The organism is Streptomyces sp. NPDC026062 (assembly GCF_055568375.1).
On the sequence record NZ_JBVHOQ010000057.1, the window covers coordinates 1 to 23,666 of the forward strand.

21 protein-coding genes and 1 rRNA gene are annotated in these 23,666 nt (G+C 70.7%); 6 read left to right on the forward strand and 16 right to left on the reverse strand.

Going from position 1 to position 23,666, the window contains the following annotated elements:
* Positions 1-86: ribosomal RNA gene (gene rrf, locus ACZ4LX_RS34105) — 5S ribosomal RNA — on the forward strand; the annotation flags it as partial.
* Positions 87-171: 85 nt separating this feature from the next.
* Here the strand turns inward: rrf and ACZ4LX_RS34110 are convergent.
* The 4 genes from ACZ4LX_RS34110 to ACZ4LX_RS34125 form a co-directional block, all read right to left on the reverse strand.
* Complete coding sequence (locus ACZ4LX_RS34110) at positions 172-837, reverse strand: response regulator (protein ID WP_467650860.1); 666 nt, start codon at positions 835-837, stop codon at positions 172-174.
* Positions 834-2,042 (reverse strand): sensor histidine kinase, encoded by a 1,209-nt coding sequence (locus ACZ4LX_RS34115; RefSeq protein WP_467650894.1) that lies wholly within the window; start codon positions 2,040-2,042, stop codon positions 834-836. The genes ACZ4LX_RS34110 and ACZ4LX_RS34115 overlap by 4 nt, the downstream gene beginning before the upstream one ends.
* Before the next feature lie 129 nt (positions 2,043-2,171).
* Positions 2,172-2,996: an ABC transporter permease gene (locus ACZ4LX_RS34120; RefSeq protein ID WP_467650861.1), complete on the reverse strand. Its 825-nt coding sequence runs from the start codon at positions 2,994-2,996 to the stop codon at positions 2,172-2,174.
* Positions 2,993-4,033, reverse strand: a complete 1,041-nt coding sequence (locus tag ACZ4LX_RS34125) for an ABC transporter ATP-binding protein (RefSeq protein ID WP_467650862.1) — start codon at positions 4,031-4,033, stop codon at positions 2,993-2,995. Before ACZ4LX_RS34125 ends, ACZ4LX_RS34120 begins: the two co-directional genes overlap by 4 nt.
* 141 nt (positions 4,034-4,174) lie before the next feature.
* Between ACZ4LX_RS34125 and ACZ4LX_RS34130 the strand changes: the two genes are divergently transcribed.
* Positions 4,175-4,732, forward strand: coding sequence for a GNAT family N-acetyltransferase (locus ACZ4LX_RS34130; RefSeq protein WP_467650863.1), 558 nt, complete (start codon positions 4,175-4,177; stop codon positions 4,730-4,732).
* 217 nt (positions 4,733-4,949) lie between these two features.
* Here ACZ4LX_RS34130 and ACZ4LX_RS34135 read toward each other — a convergent pair whose 3' ends face one another.
* The 9 genes from ACZ4LX_RS34135 to ACZ4LX_RS34175 form a co-directional block, all read right to left on the reverse strand.
* Positions 4,950-6,596, reverse strand: a complete 1,647-nt coding sequence (locus ACZ4LX_RS34135) for a type IV secretory system conjugative DNA transfer family protein (RefSeq protein WP_467650864.1) — start codon at positions 6,594-6,596, stop codon at positions 4,950-4,952.
* 1 nt (position 6,597) lies between these two features.
* A complete protein-coding gene (locus ACZ4LX_RS34140) occupies positions 6,598-8,025 on the reverse strand; it encodes an ATP-binding protein (RefSeq protein WP_467650865.1) in 1,428 nt (475 codons plus the stop codon).
* A 40-nt stretch (positions 8,026-8,065) separates the two neighbouring features.
* Positions 8,066-9,616 carry an SCO6880 family protein gene (locus tag ACZ4LX_RS34145; RefSeq protein WP_467650866.1) on the reverse strand — a complete coding sequence of 517 codons (1,551 nt, stop codon included), beginning with the start codon at positions 9,614-9,616 and terminating at the stop codon, positions 8,066-8,068.
* Positions 9,613-10,986 carry a hypothetical protein gene (locus ACZ4LX_RS34150; RefSeq protein ID WP_467650867.1) on the reverse strand — a complete coding sequence of 458 codons (1,374 nt, stop codon included), beginning with the start codon at positions 10,984-10,986 and terminating at the stop codon, positions 9,613-9,615. The genes ACZ4LX_RS34145 and ACZ4LX_RS34150 overlap by 4 nt, the downstream gene beginning before the upstream one ends.
* On the reverse strand, positions 10,976-11,839 hold the full coding sequence (locus ACZ4LX_RS34155; RefSeq protein ID WP_467650868.1) for a DUF8175 domain-containg protein: 864 nt from the start codon (positions 11,837-11,839) through the stop codon (positions 10,976-10,978). Before ACZ4LX_RS34155 ends, ACZ4LX_RS34150 begins: the two co-directional genes overlap by 11 nt.
* Before the next feature lie 183 nt (positions 11,840-12,022).
* Positions 12,023-12,331, reverse strand: a complete 309-nt coding sequence (locus ACZ4LX_RS34160; protein WP_072489575.1) for a hypothetical protein — start codon at positions 12,329-12,331, stop codon at positions 12,023-12,025.
* Positions 12,332-12,610: 279 nt separating this feature from the next.
* Positions 12,611-13,351, reverse strand: a complete 741-nt coding sequence (locus ACZ4LX_RS34165) for a ribonuclease FAU-1 family protein (RefSeq protein ID WP_467650869.1) — start codon at positions 13,349-13,351, stop codon at positions 12,611-12,613.
* A 61-nt stretch (positions 13,352-13,412) separates the two neighbouring features.
* Positions 13,413-14,000, reverse strand: coding sequence for a hypothetical protein (locus ACZ4LX_RS34170; RefSeq protein WP_467650870.1), 588 nt, complete (start codon positions 13,998-14,000; stop codon positions 13,413-13,415).
* 234 nt (positions 14,001-14,234) lie between these two features.
* On the reverse strand, positions 14,235-14,966 hold the full coding sequence (locus tag ACZ4LX_RS34175) for a DUF5701 family protein (protein WP_467650871.1): 732 nt from the start codon (positions 14,964-14,966) through the stop codon (positions 14,235-14,237).
* 383 nt (positions 14,967-15,349) lie between these two features.
* On the opposite strand from ACZ4LX_RS34175, the gene ACZ4LX_RS34180 reads away from it, so the two are divergent.
* Together ACZ4LX_RS34180 and ACZ4LX_RS34185 are read left to right on the forward strand one after the other, a co-directional pair.
* A complete protein-coding gene (locus ACZ4LX_RS34180; RefSeq protein WP_467650895.1) occupies positions 15,350-15,709 on the forward strand; it encodes a helix-turn-helix domain-containing protein in 360 nt (119 codons plus the stop codon).
* A 93-nt stretch (positions 15,710-15,802) separates the two neighbouring features.
* Positions 15,803-16,219 carry a VOC family protein gene (locus ACZ4LX_RS34185; protein WP_467650872.1) on the forward strand — a complete coding sequence of 139 codons (417 nt, stop codon included), beginning with the start codon at positions 15,803-15,805 and terminating at the stop codon, positions 16,217-16,219.
* Positions 16,220-16,368: 149 nt separating this feature from the next.
* On the opposite strand, the gene ACZ4LX_RS34190 is transcribed toward ACZ4LX_RS34185, so the two are convergent.
* Together ACZ4LX_RS34190 and ACZ4LX_RS34195 are read right to left on the reverse strand one after the other, a co-directional pair.
* Positions 16,369-17,151 (reverse strand): DUF4232 domain-containing protein, encoded by a 783-nt coding sequence (locus tag ACZ4LX_RS34190; protein ID WP_467650873.1) that lies wholly within the window; start codon positions 17,149-17,151, stop codon positions 16,369-16,371.
* A gap of 268 nt (positions 17,152-17,419) precedes the next feature.
* Positions 17,420-18,694, reverse strand: a complete 1,275-nt coding sequence (locus ACZ4LX_RS34195) for a tetratricopeptide repeat protein (protein ID WP_467650874.1) — start codon at positions 18,692-18,694, stop codon at positions 17,420-17,422.
* Positions 18,695-18,968: 274 nt separating this feature from the next.
* On the opposite strand from ACZ4LX_RS34195, the gene ACZ4LX_RS34200 reads away from it, so the two are divergent.
* Entirely contained in the window at positions 18,969-20,165 is a 1,197-nt protein-coding gene (locus tag ACZ4LX_RS34200) for a hypothetical protein (RefSeq protein WP_467650896.1), read from the forward strand.
* Positions 20,166-20,281: 116 nt separating this feature from the next.
* Here ACZ4LX_RS34200 and ACZ4LX_RS34205 read toward each other — a convergent pair whose 3' ends face one another.
* Positions 20,282-21,451, reverse strand: a complete 1,170-nt coding sequence (locus ACZ4LX_RS34205; protein ID WP_467650875.1) for a low temperature requirement protein A — start codon at positions 21,449-21,451, stop codon at positions 20,282-20,284.
* Positions 21,452-21,883: 432 nt separating this feature from the next.
* Between ACZ4LX_RS34205 and ACZ4LX_RS34210 the strand changes: the two genes are divergently transcribed.
* A complete protein-coding gene (locus ACZ4LX_RS34210; RefSeq protein WP_467650876.1) occupies positions 21,884-23,641 on the forward strand; it encodes a hypothetical protein in 1,758 nt (585 codons plus the stop codon).
* Positions 23,642-23,666 lie beyond the last annotated feature (25 nt).

Sequence of the window (23,666 nt, forward strand, 5' to 3'; positions counted from 1 at the left end):
GTTACATTCCGAACCCGGAAGCTAAGCCTTTCAGCGCCGATGGTACTGCAGGGGGGACCCTGTGGGAGAGTAGGACGCCGCCGAACAATCATTGTAGAAAAGCCCCGTGCCCTTGTGGCACGGGGCTCTTCTGCGTTCACGACCGGATTTGGTCGTCAGAAGAGGTGGGGCTCAGCCTGCCGTCACCAAGTGGGTGTCGTACGCCAGGATGACCGCCTGGACACGGTCCCTGGCCCCCGTCTTTGCCAGGATTCGCGAGACATGTGTTTTCACCGTCGATTCCGCCACGTGGAAGCGTTCGGAAATTTCCGTGTTGCTCCAGCCCTGACCGATGACGGTGAGGATCTCCCGCTCCCGGTCGGTCAGTTTCGCGATCCGTGCGTCCGGGGTCGTGGGTCCGCCGGGATCGGTCGGCAAGTGCTGGACGTAGGCGTCCAGGAGACGACGGGTCAGGCTCGGGGCGACCACCGCGTCTCCGCCGGCCACCGCGCGGATCCCGGAGAGGAGCTCCTCCGGCAGCACGTCCTTGATCAGGAAGCCGCTGGCGCCGGCGCGCAGACCGTCGTACGCATAGCGGTCCAGGTCGAATGTGGTGACGATGAGGATGCGCGTACGGGAGCCGGCCCTGATGATGCGGCGGGTGGCCTCGATGCCGTCGAGCAGGGGCATGCGGATGTCCATCAGGGCGACGTCCGGCTGGTGCCGGGCGACCAGTTGGAGGGCTTCATGGCCGTTGGCGGCCTCGCCGACGACGGTCATGTCGTCCTGGCTCTCCAGCAGCATGCGGAATCCGAAGCGTTGCATCGGCTGGTCGTCCGCTATGAGCACGGTCGTCACGAGGGGGAGTCCTCCAGGGGGAGTCGGAGCCGTACCCGCCAGCCGGTGTCTGTGGCGGTCGGCCGGCCCGCTTCGAGTGCGGCGTCGTACAGAGAGGCGCGTTCGCGCATTCCCGTGATGCCCTGACCGGCGCCGTCGGGCGGGCCGGTTGTGGGGTGTGGGCAGCCGTTGTCCGTGATCAGGACCTCCAGCTCCGCCGGACCGTACGTCAGAGTGACCTCTGCCGCCAGGGCAGGGGCCGGTTTCGCATGCTTCAGTGTGTTCGTCAGCGCTTCCTGCACCACCCGGTACACCGTCAGTTGACGCCCAGGGGTGGGCGGGAGGGCCGGGGGTGTACCGCGAAGGTGCAGGCGTACGGGGAGCCCTGCGCTGCGTACGCCTGCGATCAGGGCGTCGACGTCGTCGAGCGTGGGCTGCGGGGTGCGGTCGGCCGGGTCCGGGGCGTCGCGCAGGACGCCCAGCAGACGGCGGAGTTCGGCGAGTGCCTGGCGGCTGGTGGTGCCGATGGCGTCCAAGGCCTGGGCGGCCCGTTCCGGGTTCTTGGCCGCGGCGTAGGCACCGCCGTCCGCGAGGCCCGTGATCACCGAGAGGTTGTGCCCGATGATGTCGTGCATCTCCCGGGCGATCCGCGTCCGTTCGGCGGCCGCCGCGAGTCGGGCCTGCTGGTCGCGCTCGAGTTCGAGCCGGTTGGCGCGGTCGACGAGGGCCTTCGTGTACTCCTTGCGCGTACGCACCACGATGCCGACCAGCGAGGCGAACGCGAACGCGTACAGGTGGGGGATGAAGAGCCGGTTCCAGTCGTCCGGGAAGTGGACCGAGCCGATCACGAGCGGGGCGAGGACGACCGCGCCCGACCAGGCCAGCGTGCGCATCCGCTGTCGGAGCGCGATGTTGAAAACCACGATCTCCTGGAGGAAAGCGGCCTGAATGACCGCCCCCGTCCATACGTTGACCAGGGCGAACGGAGCCATCAACACCAGCACGGTCAGTGGATGGCTGCGGCGCCACAGCAGCGGGGCGGAGAACGCCACGCTCATCGTGAGCACCAGCGGCTCCGCGACGTGCGGGTCGACGGCGACCGTGCGCCAGCCGCCGGACGAGACGTCGAGGACGGCGAACAGCACCCAGAACGCCGTGAGCAGTCCGTCCCACACGAGCGGCCGACGGCTGTCGGAGGCGCGGACACGTTGGAGCAGGCGCTGCATGTGGCCGGTGAGGGGGGAGTTGCCGGCGGGCGGTCGGTTCGTGTCGTCGTGCGTCACTGGTTCGTCACTCGTCACTCGTCATTCCTCGCCGTCCTTCCTCGCGTCCTGTCCTGTCCGGTCCCGTCCGTGTCATGCGTCGCGGCGTCGCAGCAGGGTGCCCCCTGCGATCAGTGTGGCCGCAGCCCACAGGACGAGGGCGAGCAGGGCCCCGCCGGCGGAGGCGGCGTCGGGGAGCGGTGTGGCGGAGCCCAGCACGCCGGCGGCCTGGGTGGGGAAGTAGCGGACGGCCGATTCGACCGCGTCGTACGGGAGCATGGTGAGCACTTCGGGCAGGACCATCACGCCTCCGATGAAGGCGCCGATCGCGCCCGGCACCGAGCGGAGCAGGGCGCCGAGGCCCAGGGCGATGAGGCTGAGAAGAGTGGCCCCGACGGCGTTCCCCGCGATGGCCCGGAGCACACCGGGGTCGCTGAGGGAGGCAGCCTGGTCCGTGTCGTGGAGGAAGAACTGCGCGACGACGAACGTGAGCAGTGAGGTGGCCAGCAGGGTGCCGAGAACGGTGGCGGTGAAGACGGCCGCCTTGGCCCACAGGACCGGCAGCCGGCGCGGGACAGCGGTGAGCGAGGCACGGATCATGCCGGAGGAGTACTCGCCTGCGGTGACGAGGACGCCGAGGACCATCGTGCAGAGCGTGCCGAGCGTGGTGCCGTAGAGGACCAGGATGACGGTGTCGACATCCGCGTCGCCGCCGGACGTGTAGGTCGTGCCCATGACGATGCCGACAGCGAGGATCAGTGCGGCCGCCGAGCCCAGAGTGATCCAGCTGGAGCGCAGGGTGCGGAGCTTGTGCCATTCGGAGCGCAGCACCCGGGCCGGAGTGACGCGGTAGGGCGGAAGGGCGTGAGTGGGGGTGGGGAGCGAGGGCGGGGTCGGGGTGGGAGTCGCGGTGGTCATGCGGGGGCTCCGGTGGGTTCGGTGAGATCGGCGGGTTCGGCGGGTTCGGCGGGTTTGGCAGGTTCGGGGGGTTCGGGGGTGGTGATCCGGTACTCGACCGAGTCCTGGGTGAGGTCCATGAAGGCCTGCTCCAGTGAGGCGGCGAGTGGGGTGAGTTCGTACAGCGGGGTGGCGTGGGCTGCGGCGATGCGTCCGATGTGGGCGGCGTCCGTGCCTCGGATCTCCAGTTGGCCGGGTTCGGTGCTGGGGGTCCTTGGGCGGCCTGGTTCCGTGGCTGTGGTGGCTGTGGTGGCTGTGGTGTTCGTGATGTCGATGCCGGGGCCGTGTAGGAGGTCTCTCAGGGCTGCGGCCTGTGGGGTGACGACCTTGACGGCGCCGCCACCTGCCGTGGTGACGAAGTCGGCGACCGCGGTGTCGGCGAGGAGGCGGCCACGTCCGATGATGACCAGATGGTCGGCAGTGAGGGACATCTCGCTCATCAGGTGCGAGGAGATGAAGACCGTACGGCCTTGTGCGGCAAGGGACGTGAGCAGGTTGCGGATCCAGAGCACGCCCTCCGGGTCGAGGCCGTTGACCGGTTCGTCGAGGATCAGGGTGGCGGGATCGCCGAGCAGGGCCGCGGCGATGCCGAGCCGCTGGCCCATGCCGAGCGAGAACCCCTTGACCCGCTTTCCGGCCACATCGCTCAGCCCGGCCAGGCCGAGAACGTGTTCGACGCGGCTGCGCGGGATGCCGTGGGTGTGGGCGAGTGCCATCAGATGGTGGAAGGCGGTCCGGCCGGGATGGACGGAGCGGGCCTCCAGCAGGGCGCCGACTTCGGTGAGGGGCGCGCTGTGGGTGGCGTACGCGCGTCCGCCGACTGTGGAGCGGCCGCGGGTGGGTGCGTCCAGGCCGAGGAGCATGCGCATGGTCGTGGACTTTCCGGCGCCGTTCGGGCCGAGAAAGCCGGTCACGGTGCCGGGCCGGACGGTGAAGTCGAGGTCCTGGACGACGGTGACATCGCCGTACCGTTTGGTGAGTTCGTATGCCCTGATCATGCGGTCGACGCTACGGAGCGGGCGGCGGGCGGGCGTCGGACCTGGGGCGGGACGTGGCGGCGGGCGTAGTACCGGGGTACGACGCTTCGGCGTCGGCCGAATGTGTTTGCACGGCCTTCCGCCGCAGGTCAGGATCGGCCCATGGACTACGTGATACGAGTGGTGCGGGCCGACGAGTGGCAGTCTGCGAAGGAACTCAGGCTGGCCGCGCTTCAGGACCCGGTGGCTCCGGTGGCGTTCCTGGAGACGTACGAGCAGGGCCGCGAGCGCAGCGACGACTTCTGGCGGGAGCGGACGCTCGGCGGTTCGGAGGAGGGTGCGGGCCGGGTGCGGCAGTTCGTCGCCGAGGCGCCCGACGGCGGCTGGGCGGGCACGGTGAGTGTGCTGATCGAGCGGCCGGACGACGAAGTGCGGTTCGGTGTGGCGACGGCGGTCCACCAGGCGCACGTGGTCGCGGTGTTCGTGCGGCCCGAGGCGCGCGGCAGGGGACTGGCGGAGGAGTTGTTCCGGGCCGGGATGGACTGGGCGTGGTCGCTGGGTGAGCCGCAGATCGAGCGAGTACGGCTGTATGTGCACGAGGCCAACCCGCGGGCGGCGGCGGTCTACCGCCGGATCGGGTTCGTGCCGACGGGGGAGAGCGTGCCGATGCCGGGTGACCCGACGGCCAGGGAACTGGAGTACGCCGTCGCGCGTCCCTGAGGCGGATGGAGGCGGATGGAGGCGGATGGAGGCGGATGGAGGCGGATGGAGGCGGATGGGCGCGCCTGGTGGCATTTGGCGTGCGCGTTCGAGGGTTTGTCGCTGCCGTTGCAGCGCCGGTCAGGCCTGGGGGGCTGCCCGGGTGTGTGCCTGGCTTCCGTCCGGGGTCTGGCCGGGGTCTGGCCGGGGTCTGGCCGGTTGGGGCCGGGGCCCCGGTTCAGAGCGTGGTCGGGGTCCGGAGCTGTTGGGTCCAGCGGGCGCGTGCCTGTTCGGGGGAGCGGAGCAGAGCGAGGGTGGGGAGGCCCTGCTTCTCGCCGGCTGCCAGCAGCTCGGGCAGTCGCGGCAGTGGGGCGACGGCCGCGACGTCGTCGAGGACGAGTGTCATGGGCGGGTCGAGCCGGCCGTCGGATGACCGGGCTGCCTTGCGGCGGCCGCGGTCGACCACGTCTGAGGCGAGCGCGGTGAGCAGGGGCATCGCCCCGGGGCCCGGGCGCGGGTTCTCGATGGGTTCACCGACCATGTAGAGGCTGCCCCCTTCGTCCGCGAAAGATTCCAGCGCGAGCGCGTCGGCGCGGTTCGGTGTGCAGGCGTCCCGGATGTGGACCGACGACAGGGCGCCGAAGGCCCGTACGGTCAGTTCCTGTGCCATCTCGCGTCGTTCGGGATGGGCGGTGAGCGCGGACTCCAGCAGGCCGGCGACTCCGGAGGCCGCCTTGGGGTGGGTACGGAGCAGGCGCACCGGTTCGTGTGCGCTGCCGCCGATGGCCCAGCGGTGGACCTGGCGGAAGGGGCGGCCGTCGATGGCTGCGGCGTGGAGCCAGCACCGCAGGAGGGTTTCCGCGGTGTCGGCCGTCGCCGCGTCGATGCGGGACTGCGGCCGTACGGGGGCGAGGAGCGCGGCGGAGCGCTCGGCGGCGCGGTCGGGCTGTTCGCAGCCACTGGTGGGGGACCAGTGGAGCCGGGCCGGGGTGTCGCAGAGGTGGCCGGGGTCGTAGACGAGCACCGGACCGAGCTTGGCCCTGGCGTCCTTGGTCTCGGCCCAGATGCTGGGGTCGGAGGTGACGACGAGCACGGGGCCGTCCGCCTCGCGGATGGCCTGGACCGCGGTGGGCCGGCGGGTGGGGGCGGAGCCGTAGACGACGCGGGGCGTCCGGGGGGAGGGGACGGCGGGCGGGTGGGAAGCCATCGCCGGGGTCGGGGCCGGGGCCGGGGTGAGAGGGGGTGCGTCGGCCTGGGTGGCGTTGGGCGGGGCGGCGTCGGCCTGGGTGGCGATGGGCGGCTCGGTGAGTGGGCCGGTGGTGGGTGCGTGGCGGGGGACCGGTGCTGGATTTGGTGCCGGTGCCGGTGCCGGTGCCGGGTGGGGGGTCCGGGGCTCGTACGCGTACTCCTGCGGGGGGTCGGCGTGGGTGGCTTCCAGCCGCTCGGCGCGTTGCCGTTCCCGTACGCCTCGCCAGCGGGCGATCACTCCCATGACGAAAACGGTCAGCACCACCAGCACCATCAGCTGGCCGATGAACAGGCCCCAGAACAGTCCGTATCCGGAGAGCTCGTCGGCCGGGGTGGTCGGCCAGGCGGCCGGCAGGTCGTGCGGGGCCTCCACCAGCCGGCGCATGGCCAACGGGGTCTCGGCGAGGGTGACGCCCTCCGGCCAGCTGCCGTGGGCGAGGAGGCCGGCCAGGCCGGTGGCCGTCCAGGCCAGCAGCGTGAGCCCGAGCAGGAAGAGCAGCAGTCCGATCAGGAGTCCGTCGGGGATGCCTCCGCCGCTGCCGTTTCCGGTTCCGGTTCCGTTTTGGGGTCCGTTTTGGGGTTCCCTTCCGGTCCTGCCGTTGCCGCCGCGTACGTTGCCGCGCCCCGCACCCGCCATGTCATGCCACCGTTGACTCGGACGACTCGTTCAGCCGTTGCTGGTTCTCGATGCGTTCCGCACGCTGCTCCGCCTCCAGTTCGGCGGCGCGTACGTCTTCCGGGAGGAGATCGGCGGCTTCTGCGGCTGAGGACTCGGTCATGGCGCGGTCGGTGAAGACGAGGGGGCGCTCGGCCTCGGTGATCAGGTGCTTGACGACCTGTACGTTGCCGTTGACGTCCCAGACGGCGATGCCGGGGGTGAGTGTGGGGATGATCTCGACCGCCCATCGGGGCAGCCCCAGGACCCGGCCGGTGGCTCTCGCCTCGTCGGCCTTCTGGGCGTAGATCGTGCGGGTCGAGGCCATCTTCAGGATGGCCGCCGCTTCCCGTGCCGCGGCTCCGTCGACCACGTCGCTGAGGTGGTGGACGACTGCTACGAACGAGAGTCCGAGGCGGCGGCCGAACTTCAGCAGGCGCTGGAAGAGCTGGGCGACGAAGGGCGAGTTGATGATGTGCCAGGCCTCCTCGACCAGGAAGATGCGTTTCTTCCGATCGGGCCTGATCCAGGTGTGTTCCAGCCACACGCCGACGATCGCCATCAGGATCGGCATGGCGATGGAGTTGCGGTCGATGTGCGAGAGGTCGAAGACGATCAGTGGGGCGTCGAGGTCGATGCCCGCGGACGTCGGTCCGTCGAACATGCCGCGCAGGTCGCCGTCGACGAGCCGGTCCAGGACGAGGGCGACGTCCAGGCCCCAGGCCCGTACGTCGTCTATGTCCACGTTCATTGCCTGAGCGGATTCCGGCTCCGGGTGGCGGAGCTGGTCGACGATGTCCATCAGCACGGGCTGACGGTCGGTCGTCGTCTCGTTCACATAGGCGTGCGCGACCTTGAGCGCGAAGCCGGAACGTTCGTCGAGCCCGTGGCCCATGGCGACTTCGATGATGGTGCGCAGCAGGGCGAGCTGGCCGGTGGTGGTGATCGAGGGGTCGAGCGGGTTCAGGCGGATGCCGCCGTTGAGCGCGGAGGTGGGGTCGAGGCGGATGGGGGTCAGGCCCAGTTCCTGGGCGATGAGGTTCCATTCGCCGACGCCGTCCTCGCCCTGGGCGTCGAGGACGACGACCTGGCGGTCGCGGAAGCGGAGCTGGCGGAGCACGTAGGTCTTCTCCAGCGCGGACTTGCCGTTGCCGGACTCGCCGAGCACCAGCCAGTGCGGGGCGGGGAGCTGTTGCCCGTACAGCTGGAAGGGGTCGTAGATGTAGCCCTTGCCGGAGTACACCTCGCGGCCGATGATCACGCCGGAGTCGCCGAGGCCGGGGGCGGCGGTGGGCAGGTAGACCGCCTGGGCCTGTCCGGTGGAGGTGCGGACGGGCAGCCGGGTCGTCTCCACCTTCCCGAAGAGGAAGGCGGTAAAGGCGTCCGACAACGCGGACAGCGGATCTCGCATGGCGTGACTGACCTCCCTCTCGGTGTCGCGGACTGGTGGGTTAGCGCCGGATTCCGGTGGCGAACGGCAGGGTGTTCACGAACGCGCGGTGGTGCTCGCGGTCGCACCACTCCAGCTTCAGATACGACTTGCCCGCCGAGGCCCGGATGGTCCGCTTGTCGCGGGCGAGGGACTCGGGTGAGCGCGACGACACGGTGATGTACCCCACGAGGTTCACTCCGGCCGCGCCGCTCGCGAGATCTTCACCCCGCTGGTCGAGCCGGCCGTGGGCGGCGATGTCGCGGGGGTCGACGGTGCGGTTCATCTTGGCCTGGCGGCTGGCTTCGGCCTCGTCGTTGGTCTTCTCGGTGAGCATCCGCTCGATGGCGATCTCGGTGGGTTCGAGGTCCATGCAGACCGCGACCGTGCGGATGACGTCGGGTGTGTGGACCAGGAGCGGGGCGAGGAAGTTGACCCCCACGGGCGTCATCGGCCACTCCTTCACCCAGGCGGTGGAGTGGCACCAGGGTGCGCGGGTGGACGACTCGCGGGTCTTGGCCTGGAGGAACGTCGGCTCGACGGCGTCGAGTTCGGCCGGCCAGGCGTTGCGCTTGGTCATGGCCTGGATGTGGTCGATGGGGTGGTCGGGGTCGTACATCGAGTGGACGAGGGAGGCGAGCCGGCTCTGGCCGAGCGGCTGGCGGACCCGGATGTCGGCCTCGGCGAGGCGGGCGCAGATGTCGGTGAGCTCGCGCGCCATGACGACGGCGAGACCGGCGTCCCGGTCGATCTTGCGTCCGGCTTGCGGGCGGGCGGCGCGGGCCATGGCGTGGGCCTCGGCGGCGAGCTCGCGGTTGAAGTGCATGCAGGCGACGAGGTAGGCGCGGTGCTGCTCGCTGGAGGTGGAGACCATCGACTGGAGCTGGTCGTAGGACTCCTGGAGCCAGTCCGGGGAGGCCTTGTCGCCACGCTGGGCGACGTCCTTGGCGTGGGCGTCGGGGTCGGCGGGCAGGGTGCGGGCGAGCATCTGGATGCGGGTCACGAAGCCGTCGCCGTTGGCGACGTGCTTGAGCAGGGTGCCGAAGCGGTCGACGAGCGCTTCCTGGTCCTCGCTGTCGCGCAGCCCGACGCCGGGCCCCTCGATCTCGATGGCCGCGGTGACGGTGCGGCGGTCGGCGTGCAGCAGTACGGCGATCTCGTCCGGCCCGAAGGGGGCAGCCAGCCAGTTGATCCGGCCGATGCCGGGGGGCGGCCCGATCTCGACCTCACGCCCGTCGGAGCCGACGCCCGCCTCCATGGCGGAGGAGCGGTAGGACGTACCGCGGCGCAGGGAGCGCTTGAAACTGCGGTTGATCTCGAACCATTTGTAGAAGGTCCGGTGCTTGTACGGGACGTAGACGATCGCCAGGGCGAGCAGTGGGAAGCCGGTGAGCAGCACGATCCGCAGGGAGAGGACCGGGACGAGCAGCCCGCTCATCATGCCGAGGAACGCGCCGCCGATGATCAGGGCGATCTCGCCCGTCTCGCGGTTCTTGCCGACGATCGCGTTCGGCCGGGCGCGGCCGATGAGATACGTACGGCGGGGCGTGATCGGATGGGACTGCGTGCTCAACGCCCGCCACCTCCTGTGCTGTTGTTACCGGAACTGCCGGATCCGCCGGATCGGCCCGATCCACCGCGTGAGCTCCGGCTGCCGTGCGGGGTGCCGGAGGTGGGGCCCGAACCGCTGCGGGGCGGAGGTGCGGCGGAGGGGACAGATCCGCCGCCGACCCCGCTCCCGGAGTTGCGGGAGCTGTGTGCGGCGACTCCGCCGCTGACCGGGTTGGCGGGGCGTCCGCCGCCGCTGTTGCCGCCGCCGTCCTGGCCGCCGCCGCGGCTGCTGTGGGTCTTGATGCCCTGGGAGACGAGAGCGGCGGGGGAGCTGATCATCGCGGCGGCCTGGGAGCCGTCGGTGGCTTGCTTGCGGTTGGTCCGGGCGCCCTGGATCTCGTCGCCGAAGCCGGGGACGAAGCGGTAGATCATGCCGGAGGCGAAGATCGCGAGCAGGATGATGGCCAGCCCGGACACCACTGCCGAGAAGGCGTCGGGTCCGTCGTCCGAGGACAGGGCGCCTGCCAGGGCGAGCACGATGACGATGACCGGCTTCACCATGATCACGGCGATCATGATGCCCGCCCAGCGTCGTACGTGTCCCCACATGTTCTTGTCGACGAGGCCCGCGTAGACGGCTGTTCCGAGGAGGGCGCCGACGTAGAGCAGGGCGGCGCGGATCACGAGTTCCAGCCAGAGGATGCCTGCGGCGAGGATGGACACGAGCGAGACGACGATCAGCATGATCGGGCCGCCGCCGATGTCGGAGTCCTTCTTGAGAGCGTCGGCGAACGACCCGAAGAAGACGTCGGTCTGCCCGCCGGAGGACGAGGAGATGACCTCGGTGACGCCGTCGGTGGCGGAGACGATCGTGTAGAGGATCAGCGGCGTGAACGCGGATGCGAGGACGGTGAGCCACAGGAACCCGATGGCTTCGGAGATCGCGGTGGTGAGCGGCACTCCGCGGATCGCGCGCTTGGCGACGGCGAGGAGCCACAGGACGAGCGTCAGCACGGTGGAGGCGGCGAAGACGATCGCGTACTGCTGGAGGAAGCGGGTGTTGGTGAAGTCGACGTTTGCGGTGCTTTTGACGGCCTCGCTGAGCTTGCCCACGATCCACGCCGCGGCGTCGGCACAGCCGCGGCCCAGGGAGGTGAGGGGGTCCAGGGCGGAGTCGGTGCCGTCGGGGGTGGACGAGCCGGGGGAGAAGTCGCCTTCGCAGTAGTCCTTGGCAAGCCCGACAATGAGGTCGCACCCTGCGTCGGCCTTCTCGCTGGGAGAGGGCGACGGCGATGGGGCGGCGGCGGCTTGCGAGGCCAGCAGGATCGCCATGGCGGGCAGGCTGCCCAGAGCGGTCAGGACGCGTGCGCCGGGGCGCCGGTTAGCGGGCATAGACGAAGCCTCCGTATCCCTCGACTGCTCCGGCGATCTCATCGGCAGACGAAGCCCGATTGTCACCGCTGACAGGGGTAGGTCCTTCTGTCTGGCTGGACGATTCGATCTTCCAGTCGTTATCGACCCACTTGAGCTTCTCCGAGATCGTGAACCAGGTCTCGGTCACGGGCTTCGTGGACCCTTGTCCGGCCATGCCGACCAGGCCGGTGCACCAGACCTCAATGGTTGCTGTGTCGCGGTCGGAGTCGACCACTTTGGTGCCCACTGGGACCGTTCGTGAGACAAACGTCAGACCCTCCGGTGCGCTGCCACCCTCATTCAGGCCGATGTTCTTGAGGAACCCCGGGGAGTAAGCCGTGTTCAGATCAGCGACCAGTTTGTCGACGACTGACGGGTCGTGCGTGGTCTGCACGATCGTCTGACGAGAGACCGGGTTGAACATGCCGGCCGATCCGAGCGCCACCGCGAAGTTGGACGCCGCGCTCTGCGCCCCCTGCTCGTCATGCGCGAACCCCGACGGAATCTCGCCGTTCTTCCCGGTCACCGGCTTCGTCCCCGTAGCCGCAGTCGGTTGCGCGCCCGCCTTCTTGCCGTCGCTTCCCGACGCGCCGTCCCCGCCGTTCCCGCCGCCCTCGCCCATGTTGGCGAAGGCGATGGCCGCGAGCAGCAGGACGATCACGCCCACGATCGTGACCAGTGAGCGTGAGTTGCGGGCCGGGCGGCGGGGGCCGTAGGCGTCGGCGCCCTCGCGGTCGGGGAGGCGGGTGCGGGTCTGGCGGGTGCCGCCGATGGTGCTGTAGCCGTCGCCCGTACGCCCCGAGTCGTTGCCGTAGCCGTCGTCGTGACTCATGCCGCGTACGCCCCCTCAGCCGTTGTCTGAACCGTGTCGTGGTACGACGGTAGCCGTGTTGGTTTCCGCGTGGACGCGGTGTGGTGAGTCGACATCAGGGGGACGCAACCTCTGCCGGTGGACACGACGGACGGATGGTGGGAGCTGGGGCCGGTGTGCCCCGGTGTGCGGGCTGACGGCTGGTTAGACAGCCATCCCGTAGACGATGGTGAACACGGTTCCCAGCGATCCGATGATGAACACACCGGTCAGGCCCGCGACGATCAGTCCCTTGCCCTGTTCCGCGCTGAATGTGTCGCGCAGGGCGGTCGCGCCGATGCGCTGTTTCGCCGCGCCCCAGACCGCGATGCCGAGGCAGAGCAGGATGGCGATCGCCATCACGACCTCGATCATTACGCGGGCCTCGTTTCCCAAGGTCCCGAACGGCCCCCAGTTCGGGGCGATTCCGCCGATGATGGTGGTGATGTCGCCCTTCTCAGCTGCCAGGATCATGTAAGTCACCGCCCCTGTTGGGTAGTTCGGTGCCCGCGCCGCACGGCGTGGGTCAGCCTCTATCTTCGCTGATGAAACTGCTTTCGTACGACGACTTGACGGCTCTCTTTACCCGGATCTCGCACAAATGACCGGTCTGGCCGTCCTGACCTGCGGATCGAATCGGTGTGTGGGCGATTTGCGTCTGATTACTCTGTGTATCACGGAGGGTGACGCCGGGCAATGATCGGCATCGCGCCGCCCTGACCGAGACCCGCGACAGGCGCCGACCCGCACCGTTCAGGGATGGTGCGGGGAGGTCGGGGCAGTCGGGGGCTGGAGGAGGGGGTGGCGGGGGACCGGCGGACGGCGCGGGGTTCGCCAGGCCGAAGGAGGCTGGAAATCGCACCAGGACCCGTCAAAAGGAAAGGTTCCGGCCTCGGCGAGCCGGGCCACCCTGTCGCCCTCGGTCCTGATGGCTGTGGCCTCCTCGGCGGTCCAGTACGCGGGATGGCCGGTCTTCTCGGCGAAGGACTCCTCGTCCTTCCACTGCCAGCTGCGGTCCGGCGCCACGTTGATGTCGAGCTCGTGGTCGGCGATGTCGATGTCGTCGCCGTGGTGGACGCGGCGCTCCAGATTGACGTACCAGCCACGGAACTTCTGGCTGCGGCCGAAGAGCCACAGAACGGAATGCGCGGCGCCGGCCGGCTGGTAGAAGAGGGCGTTGCCCATCGGCCACCGGCCTGCGATCACGGGGTAGCCGGCGGCCGGGCGCTTGTGCGGGGCGATGTCACGCAGGTGGGTGGTGCCGCGCGGCAGGGCCGTGCGCCACATCGGGGTGCCTGCCTCCATCCAGACGAGCTGGGCCTCGGGCGTACGTTCGACGAGGCGGACGGGTACGGAGGCGCTCAGGTGGCCGCCTATGAAGAAGTTCCAGTGCAGGATCCGGCCCGGTTCGTCGCTCCCTCGCTTGGTGGTGCCGATTGTCGGATCGGCACCTGCGGTGCCGTTGCTCGCGTCGTCCCGCTTGCCCACTTTCATGCGATTGATCATGCCCGTGGCCGGGCCTCGGGACACGTGCCCGTCCGTGCGGCCGGTCGGCTCAGTGACCTCCCCGGTTTTCCACGCACGGACCGGTCCCCGGCTGGGGTTCGGCGTAGGCGCCGTGTACCTGGATGGTCAGCTCCTTCTCCGTCACGTACCCGGACACGCAGACGTCTCCCGTGTGAACGCTGTAGAACCCGTCCCCGACGTAGACGCCGTGCTCCGTTCCGCAGCCGAGGTGTGCCAGGGCCGCGGTGATCCGCTTCTCGCTGACATCGCTCTCCTTTCGCGCCTTCTCCAGTTCGTGCTGAATGAGAGCCGCGGACGCCTCTCCCTTGGCGCGTTTGGCCGGACTGAGCCCGGCCGACATGCGATAGGCGTGGTTGTCGGCGTAGTTGGGCGGCCGGTCCTCGTTGCTTTCCCGTTGCGGTGGTTCGGGCGTGCTCGACGTGGGAGAGGAGGAAGAAGGCGGGGCCGGGGGCGTCTCGGCGGGCTGGGCGCACTTCGGCCGAGGGGTGAACGACGGTCGCGGGACGGCCGGTCCGGCCTGCGGCTGCCCGGCGTGCTCGGTGCCGCACGCGGTCGTGGTGAGGGCGAGGAGGGCTGCCGCTACGGCTGTACGTCTGAGGCGTGTGGTGAAGGACATGACATGAGTGTCCGGCCCTGGCCGTGCGCGCCTCGGGGAGGGGTAGGTGTAAGCCTGTCGTCGCGCGACTACGGCCGGGCGCCGGCCGTCCGACTCGGCCGGCAGCCTGATCGGTCCACGGCGATACTCCGGGCGGCAAGGACCTCGGTGTCGAAGGCCTCGGCGAGAACGGTGTGCGCGAGGCCGTTCTCGTACGCCGCTGTCCCGCGGGGCGGGGCCGGGGTGACGGCGGTGCTACCGCCCCTCGGCCCGGCGGCCCGTCGTGGAACCGAAACCCAGCCATGTGTGTCGGTTTCCTGCCCAGCACCAGCCTGCCTTCGGGGCGTTGCGCCGCTCGCGGCCGTCCCGGCCGGTGCCGTTGCTGATCCAGAGCGCCGGTGTGCGGGAGTCCAGGGTGCCGTCGGGCTTGCGCAGCCGGGAGCCGATGGTCATGAAGCAGTGGTTGCGTTCCAGGGCGGCGGGCTGCTGGAGCACCCAGTGGATTCCCTCCGTGAGCAGCAGCGGGGTGCGGTTCCGCGCGAGGAGGGCGGGCAGTGCCTCGTCCGGGCTCCAGTTGGCCATGCGGTCGCCTCGGTCGACGCCGCCGAGGACGTACAGCGGTGCGTCGGGGACCGCGACGGTGTCGAGCGGGGTGAAGAGGTCGACATCGGGCATGTCGACCACTACGAAGCCTGGTTTGCCCTCACGGCGGAGCAGGGGGACGAGGGCGGAGGCGGGTGCGCGGTCCGGGTGGACGGCGAGCAGGGCGCCGATGTTGCCGGTGCCCCTGCTGGCACCAACGGCATCGGCTGGTTCGGCCGGTTCGGCCGGTTCGGCCGATTCGGCGGTTCTGGCGAAGTCGCGGATCTCGGCAGCCGTCAGGCCTGCGATCTCGTGCACCCCGAGCCCGATCAGAGCCTCGGCCTGCGCGCTCAGGGGCGGAAGTGCGGGGAGGGCGGCTGCGGTGACGGGGGTGAGTGCGGGCACGGTGCTCCTCGGGCGGCTGTGGGTGCCGTGGACGGACGCAGGCGTAAGGCGTAGGCGTAACGAGGAGGTCCGGCCGGAACGTTCCCGGTATGCGGCCGACTTGCCGGGCTGGGCGGGAGCCTGCTCCGGGCGGAACGCGCTGCCGAGCCCGACTGTCAGTGGGGCGATCTACTGTGACTGTGTGTAGTGGACGTGTGTCGGGCTCTGGCATCTGGGGGTGTGATGTCCGAAGTAGGTGAGGGCCTCTCGGGGCGCGGCGGAAAGACGCATGGGCGGATTCCGCTGCCGGGGGCGCTCGGTCTCGTCGTGGTGAAGGCTGCGTTCCGCTGTTGCGGGACCGGAGCTGTGGGGTGAACAGTGCTGCTGAGAAGTCGAACAGACGCATGCTGCGGGCGAAGGACGCGATGGACCGTGCGTACGCCCAGCCCCTTGACATACCGGCCCTCGCCCGCCTCGCCCACGTGTCCGAGGCGCACTTCTCGCGCACCTTCCGCGCCACGTTCGGCGAGACGCCGCACCGCTACCTCCAACGGCGCCGGATCGAGCGGGCGATGTTCCTGCTCCGGGAGACCGACCGCAGCGTCACGGACATCACCTTCGAGGTCGGCTTCGGCAGTACGGGCACGTTCAGCCGGACCTTCCGCGACATCGTCGGCCGGCCGCCGAGGACGTACCGCAGGGAAGCGATGGCCACCGGGGTGCCGACCTGCTTCACGATGGCGTGGACCCGGCCGAGTTCTTGAGTGTGCGTGCAGCTCTGCGACCGAGGGCTTCCGGGTGGTGACTGAGCAGTTCTGGATAAGTTCCTGTGCCGTTCCCGCCGTAGCGTGAACGTCATGTTCACCGCAATCACGCACTCGCAGATGTACGTCCTCGACCAGGACGAGGCCCTCGACTTCTACGTCGGCAAGCTCGGGCTGGAGGTGGCCGCCGACACCGACCTCGGGTTCATGCGCTGGCTGGCCGTCAGCGTCCCCGGGCATCCGGAACGCCAGATCCTTCTGGAGAAGCCGGGCGCCCCGGCGATGTCCGAGAAAACGGCGGCACAGGTCCGCGACCTCGTGACAAAGGGGGCGATGGGGGGCTGGCTCATCCTCACCACGGACGACTGCCGCAAGACGTACGAGACGTTGCTCGCCCGGGGCGTCGAGTTCACCGAGAAGCCCACCGAGCGTACGTACGGTACGGACTGCGGGCTCCGCGATCCGTTCGGCAACCGTATCCGCTTCACGCAGCCGAAGCAGGTGGGCTGACGGAGTGGCAGAGGCTCCGGACCGGCCGTCGTGGTCGGTCCGGAGCCACTGCCACTCGGCCCGGTCGGGTGCGGGTGCCCGGTGCTTGGTGCCCGGTGCTTGGGTGCCTGGTGTCCGTTGTTTGGTGCCCGGGGTCCGGGGGGCCGGGGTCAGGACTTCGAGTCCGCCTGCTTCATGGAGGCCACCGCGTCGGCGATCGTGCTGCTGTACAGGCCCAGCTTCGGGTCGAGGACCTTCACGTCGGGACCGAGCGGGAAGTTGAGCTGCTCCGCGTTGGGCATGTGGTCGCCGTCGGCCAGCACATTCAGCTCGTTGATCCAGGTCAGGGCGCCGCTCGCACCGCTCGGGTTGAGGTCGATCACCGCGATGGCGGCGTTCTTGGGCTTGACCGGGTAGGCGGGAGCGCCGCCGAGGCCGCTGGGGATCAGCGGAGTGATGTCGCCACTGTGGTCCTTCGCGCTCGCGCTGCCCAGGCTGACCCTCGGGAAGTAGCTCAGACCGCAGGAGTTCGCGCCGGTGTTGTTGACCTCGATCACGTGCTGGGTGGCCGAGCCCTCACGGGCGTACACCCGCACCGACAGGTCCTCGCTCTTGCACGGGTGCTTGTAGGCGTAGCTGTCGCTGGTGTTCCCGCCGGTGGTCGTGCCGGTCTTCGCGGAGCCGCCCTCGGACGAACCCGTGTCCGAGCCCGAGCCCTTGTGGGAGGTGGCCGTCTTCGCGGAGCCGCCGGACTTCGCGGTGTCCGCGGAATCGGCGGAGCCGGCGGGCTGCGTGGCGTCCGCGGAGGCGACGGTCTTCGAGGAGTCGTCCGCCGGGCCGGCGGACTTCGTGCCGCTGCCGTCTCCACCGCAGGCCGTGAGGGCCAGGGCGAGTACGGCGGTGACTGCGGCGCCGAGGGTGGCGGTGCGCTTGCGGGTGTGGATCGTACGCATGTGAATTCCCCGAGTGTGTGGCGGTCGAGTGTGGCGGTGCTGCCGAGGCCCGGAACTTGCGGCGAACCGCTCCCCCTCCTGACCTGCTGACTTATGAAGCTTCCCGCCCGCCGCTCATGTTCTGCTAACGCCCGCTTGTCGTCCCGCTGACGCGCCCGGAATCGGTGCCCGGCCCCTCGCACGACCTGCCGGTCCGCCCGCCGGGTCCGCCTGCCCGTCGGATCCGCCCGCCCCGCCCGGTCCGGTCCGTCGTTGCGCTGTTCCGTCGCTACGCGAACCGGGAGCTCGGGACCGGACCGGGGGCGTCGACACGGTCGCGCGGCGCCATGGCCCAGTCCGCCGATGTGGCGGAGACGAATGCGCCGAACACCGCGTCGCCGTCCGGTGGGGTCTCGCCGTCGCCGCCTTCGGGAGTGCCGTCCGCCCGTACGATCGCCTCGGCGATCTCCGGCTCCGGGCGTTCGTCCGGAGGGGACTGCTCCACGCCGTTGTCGCCCATCCGCATGGTTGCGCCCCACGGCTCGACCACGGTCTGCACCAGGAACGTGCTCACGTCCGCTGTCGCGACCGGCGGATTCGTCCAGCAGGTGGCGTGCTCGAACAGGATCTGGCGCGCCGGACGCCGCCGCAGGGTGACGGCCACGTCCGGCTCCACCGCGTTGATGTCGTAGGCGACGACGAGGGTGTCGGTCCGCTGCGGGTCGTACGGCTCCGTGGGCAGTCCCAGCAGTCGCGCCGCGGCGAGACCCAGCACGCGGTCGCTCCGGCCGGGCAGCAGGGAGACGGAACGGGGCGTGCGTCCCGTGGTGCGCAGGACCAGGGCCAGCCGGCCGAGGCCGTACCGGCACAGCTCGACGGTGTCCCCCAGATACGCGTACCGGCCGGTCATCGCGGCGTCGAAGCCGTACGGGGAGAGCATGGCCAGGTATCCGCCGGTGAGGGCGTAGTGCCAGCCGCGGAGGTCCCGGCGGTCGAGCGGTCCCGCCAGTGCGGCGCTCCCGGCCCGGCGCAGCATGTGGGTGACGCGGCCGTGCGCCCACTCCCACTTCGCGTCGTCGGGTGCCGGCAGCCGGCCGAAGGCGTCCCGGGCTCCGGAAAGGTCTCCGGCCAGCAGCGAGTTGTGGACGAGGAGATAGCGCTCGGGCCAGGCGGGCAGCTCGTCGCCGGCCGCGGCGAGTACGGTCACCGCCTCCGCGTTGCGGTTCTCGCGTTCCAGCGCGGAGACCAGCTCGGACCGTGCCGCCCGGGAGCCGGGTACCAGGCGAAGGGCCTCACGCAGGGCGGGAACCGCGAGGAAGGCGAGGTCGTGCTCCACGCAGGCGTAACCGAAGTCGTAGAGCTGCTGCGGTCGGCCGGGTTCTCCAGCCAGAGCCTTGGCCGCAGCGGCGAGGTCGTCGACGCCGGCGGTGGCGGCGAGCCGGTGCACGAGCTTCGCCAGGTTCTTGAGGGGCGCCTTGTCGGCGAGGGGGCGCAGGGCCCGTACGGTTCCGGGTACGTCCCCGGCATCCAGGAGTTCAGCCGCTCCTGCGAGTTCATGTGTCATTGCGGGAGATCATGGGTGAGCGGGTGGAGTGACGCAATGTCTTTCTTCGCCCGGGGCACGGGGCCCGAGGCCCGAGGCCCGAGGCCCGAAGCGCGGATCGCGGAACGCGGGGCCAGAGTCCCGGGCCCCGGGCCCGGCGGCCGGGCCCGGTCGCGGGTACCGGCAGCGGCCGGGCGGGGTGAGAGGGGCGCGAGGAGGACAGCGGCGCGAGCGGGGCGTGAGTGTGCTTCACGTCACGCGTGACTTCTGCGGTCTGATCACCGTTAGATGTGATGTGCCCAAGCCTGCCTTTTCCGCCGAGACGGCTGCCGTGCCGCCTCCGCCTCCCGCGCCCCTGCCCTTTCTTCTGACGCCACGCCAGGGAGAGGCGGCGCGTGAGCTTCTCTCGTACGTGGTCGGCCTTCCGCTGACGTCCGTCGACGCGCAACTCCTCGCCGTCGTCGTGGCGATCCGGGCCGCGCGGGCCGGGGTGGGGAACCTTACGGGCACGGATCTGCGGTCGCTCCGGCTGGACGACCCGGAGCAGGCCGTCGCCGAACTCGCCGCCGCCGGATGGCAGGTGCCCGGCTCGCTGCTCGACGGGGATCCGGACAAGCCGTCCGGGATCATCGTGCCGGAGATGACGCCGGGGCCGGATCACGTGCTGCCCCTGGGGAAGGGCACGCGGTCGAAGGTCTCGGGATGGGCCATGCGTACGAGGATCGCGAAGCCCGTGAAGAAGGCCTCGCCCGCCGCCCGGCTTGCCGCCCTGTTCCTGGCCGCGTACTGCACGGACGAACTCGTCGGGGAGGCGCCCGGCGACTTGCCCGTCGGCTGCTACGCGGCCGTTCCCGTCCTCCTGGAGAAGGGCTTCCTGGCCGAGGTGTCCGGGCGGACGTACCGGCTGGGCCCGGCGGTTCGGCACCTCGCCGGCATGTTCCGTACCCCCGAGGAGGTCGCGGAGATCGAGGCCGAGGAGGCGGTGCGCAGGGCGGCGCGTGAGGCGGCGGCCGCGGCCGAACTCGTGGAGATCACCCCGGCACAGTGGGCGGAGTGGAAGTCCGGCGTCAGCCCGGCGCTGCTGCGGCATGTGGAGGCCGTGGAGCAGTGCGGGTTGTGCCGGTGCTCCTTCGGGCGGCTCGCGAAGGCGTTCATGTCCGCGCCGTCACCGGTCCCGGCGCCCCGGCCGGCCGCCGGCGACCATGAGGCGTGGCGGGAAGCGCATCCGGAGTGCGGCCGGGAGGCCGCCGCCTTCACCGTGGCCTTCCGTGCGGAACACGGCCACGGGCCGTCGTACGGACAGCTGTGCAAGGGCCTGGGCTGGAAGAAGCTCTCGCGCTCGCTGCGCGGACTCGTCGTGAGCGGAATCCTCGCCGACGGGTGGCTGACCGAGACGGCTCCCGTGCCGTGGACCCTGCGCCCGGGAAGGACCGCCCAGGCACAGGGGATCGTGCTCCCGGGACAGGCGGCGGCTGCCCGGACCACTCGCTGAGCTGCGCCGCGCTGCGGGGCGGGGCGGGGCGGATGGGCCGCGATCCCCGGGCGCGGGTTCAGACGGCCGGAGGGCGGCCCGAGGCGGGTTCGGACGGCCGGAGGGCCGGGGCGGAATCATGCGGCCGGAGGGCCGGGCTCGGCAGTGGTTCCGGCATGCGCGTTCTGTGCGGAGAACGCGGTCGTCGCGGCGATGAGGAGTGCGGTGATGATGCCCGTGACCAGGACCGACGAGGGTACGAACGTCGCGGCCAGGACGGCGATGACGGCAAGAGGATGGAGCGCGTCGACCGGTCGGCGCAGCCCGCCGGTGCGGTGGTGCAGAAGCCAGACGAGGATGACGAAGACGGCGACAGGGATGGTGTAGGCCGCTGCCGCTGTACGGTCGGAGAGGTGGCCGTGGCCGGTGGCGTGCGCGACGTTGACGGCGAGACCGGCGCCGACGGCCGCCGCCGAGGCGAAGACCAGGTAGTGGCCGTACCCCCACAGCAGGGCCATGCGCAGGGTGGTGAGCCGGTCGTGCACGCGGGCACTCCGTGCGAAGTAGAGCCACCAGAGGGCGAAGACGGTCAGGATGCCCCCGGCGACGAGGGCGGCGAGATCGCTGAGCGCCGCGTCGGAGTCCAGTGCGGCATGCACCGCTCCGGTGGCCGCGGTGATGGACTCGCCGAGCACGATCAGGGTGAACAGGCCGTACCGCTCGGCGATGTGGTGCGGATGCCAGGTGGTGGCGGTCACACGCTCCGCCCAGGCGGGCACGGCGATCTCGGCCAGGACGAGGACGGCGAAGGTGACGAGTCCGGTGTCCTCGGGGAGCGTCAGGCGCACGAGCCAGCCGATCTGTACGACGAGGATCCCCACGGCGTAACGCAGACAGGTGGAGCGCCGCTCGGGGTCGGACCTGGCTGCGCGCAGCCACTGCGTGACCATGGCGAGGCGCATGATCACGTAGCCCCAGGTGATGACCGTGAAATCCTCCTGCCGCAGGGCCTCGGAGGCCCCCGCGGCGAGGACGAGGGCGCCGGTGATCTGGACCAGGGTGAGCAGCCGGTAGGGCACGTCGTCGGTGTCGTAGGCGGAGGCGAACCAGGTGAAGTTCATCCACGCCCACCAGATCGAGAAGAAGACCATCGCGTAGCCGAGGACACCGTGGGCGACGTTCCCCTCCGCGACTTCGTGCTCGAACGCCGCCGCTGCCTGGGCCACGGCCGTGACGAAGCAGAGGTCGAAGAACAGCTCCAGCATGGTCGCGGTGCGGTGCTGCTCGTCCGCGAGGCGGGCGACCATGGGCCGGCGCCACGAGGCGGGGGACGGCGGGGGGAGTGACGGGGAGGAAGGGGAAGAAGAGGAAGAAGAGGAAGAAGGAGAAGGGGGTGAATGGCTCATGGGGGCATATTCTTCCCGCTGCTCCGGTCGGGAGTGGCCGGCAGTGCTCTCGTGGACACCGCTTGCGGGCGGCGACGGCGAAATCCATTGGTGCGGCAACGCGGGCCCTGCCACAATCCGCCGCATGACTTCACGAATCGAGAACCACCCCGCCCGTTGAGCGCCCCGGAAGCGCGCGAAGCGTTCACCTCGCGGCCGTCGCTGCACTCGTGCGCCCTGCGTCTTTCCCGCGCGGAGCCCAATGGGCTGCCCCCTGAAGGGGGATACGCGCTGCCCGGTCCTGCCGCGCCGGGACGCCGCTCCGGCGGCAACTGGCGGGAGACCCGGACCGCGGTGGCTGATCTCCTGAGAACACTGCTCACCGACCCCGATGCGGTCCGGGCCGCAGCCGAGGCCGAACGGCGCCTCGCTGCCCTGCGACACCCGGTGAGGGGCAGCCAGATCCTGTTGGCCGTACGCGATGTGGAGCTGCGCGACGAAGACCGGGCTCGGGCGTTCGCGCGGTGCCTGACCCGTACGGGAAGCAGCTTCGAGGCCGTCTGTGTCGGCCTCGCCCTGCTGGCCGGGCTCGGTGAGCCGGAGGACGTGCCGTACCTCAAGCCCCTCGGTGGCGTCCGTGACTTGGTGACCCCGGTCGTGCACGCCCTCGACACCATCGACCGGCAGGCCGCGGCGTTGGTGTGGCTGGGGTGCCACGCGGCGGGGACGGAACTGCGGGGACTGGCCGCTGCCCTGGAGGCGGCGGACGGGGCGGCGGTGCTCCGGAGAATGGCGGTGGTTACCCGGGATCCCGGCATCGTGGGGGCGGAGACCGCACGGAGAATCTTGGAGGCGGTGCGACCGGCCGACATCCTGGCAGGGGCAGGGGCAGGGGCAGGGGCAGGGGCAGGGGCAGGGGCAGGAGGAGGAGCGGGAACGGCGGAGGCTTTGCCGTTGCAGATCCCGAACCCCCTGCCGCCACCGGCCCCGCCACCGCCACCGCCACCGATGCCGACGTCGCTGCGCGCCGCGCTGGCCGCGCGCACCGGGTGGCTGCTGTTCCGTGCGTCGAGCCTGCGTGACGACCGGGCCGAGATCCTCTACTGCTCGGAGGCGGTCCGGTCGTACGAGGCGTTCGTTTCGTGCGCCGGAGTGCTGGAGCCCACGCTCGACCACTTCGGGCTGCTGCTCTCCGCCGCGTTCGACCTCCACAGCGGGCCGAGCCGGTTGCACGACTGGGGGCCGGGCCGGCGCGAGGCGTTGCTGGCGGAGCTGGACTCCGTACTGCGGCGGCCCGAGTGGTGCGCCGTGACGTCCCCGGACGCCGAGCCGGGGGAGGGCGCGGACCGGGTCGCGCACCGGCGGTTCCGGTGGGCCCGGCGCAATGCGGGGCGGCCGTTCGCCGGTGGGGTGGGCCCGGTGGGCCCTGTAGGCCCCGGGGGCCCAGCACGGCGGATTCTGCGGATCGAGACGGTTGTGCGCGATCCGGTCGACTCCGACACGGTCGAGGTCCGCATCCTGATCGACGGCCGGCCCCTGGTGCCGGAGGTGTTCGGCAGGGGCCCCGCGCACAGTCCGGAGTGGCTGCTGGACAGTGGCCGGCTGCGCGCCACGGAGGAGCCGCGCGAGATACGGCTCGCGGAGGCCTGCTGCACCGAGGGCTGCTGCGGTGCGCTGCACGTCACGATCAGGCGCGACGGCGACCAGGTCATCTGGTCCGACTGGCGCTGCCCGCCACCTCCGCCCTCCCCTCTGCACGTGCGTGCCATCCCGGACCTCCGCTTCGACGCGACCGCGTACGACGCCGAGATCAGCCGTGCCGAGAACGACCACGCGTGGACGTGGCCGGCTCGCAAGGTCGCCAGGCTGATGGCGGCAGAGCTGCGTGACCGGCCGGAACTGCTCAGCCGCTGGGGCATGGAACTGAGCTGGATCGGCACGGACTTCCGGGACCCGGACCGTACGGCGCTGTGTCTGAGGTACGAGGGGGAGGACGGCTCCCCGGCGTACCGCATGTGGCACATCCCGGAGGACGGCCCCCCGCCCGGGACCCGTGCGGCCGACGCGTTGCGCAGGCTCGGCACGGCGGACCCGAGGACGTACGGCGTGTAGCGCCCGGTGACCGAGCGATCCGACG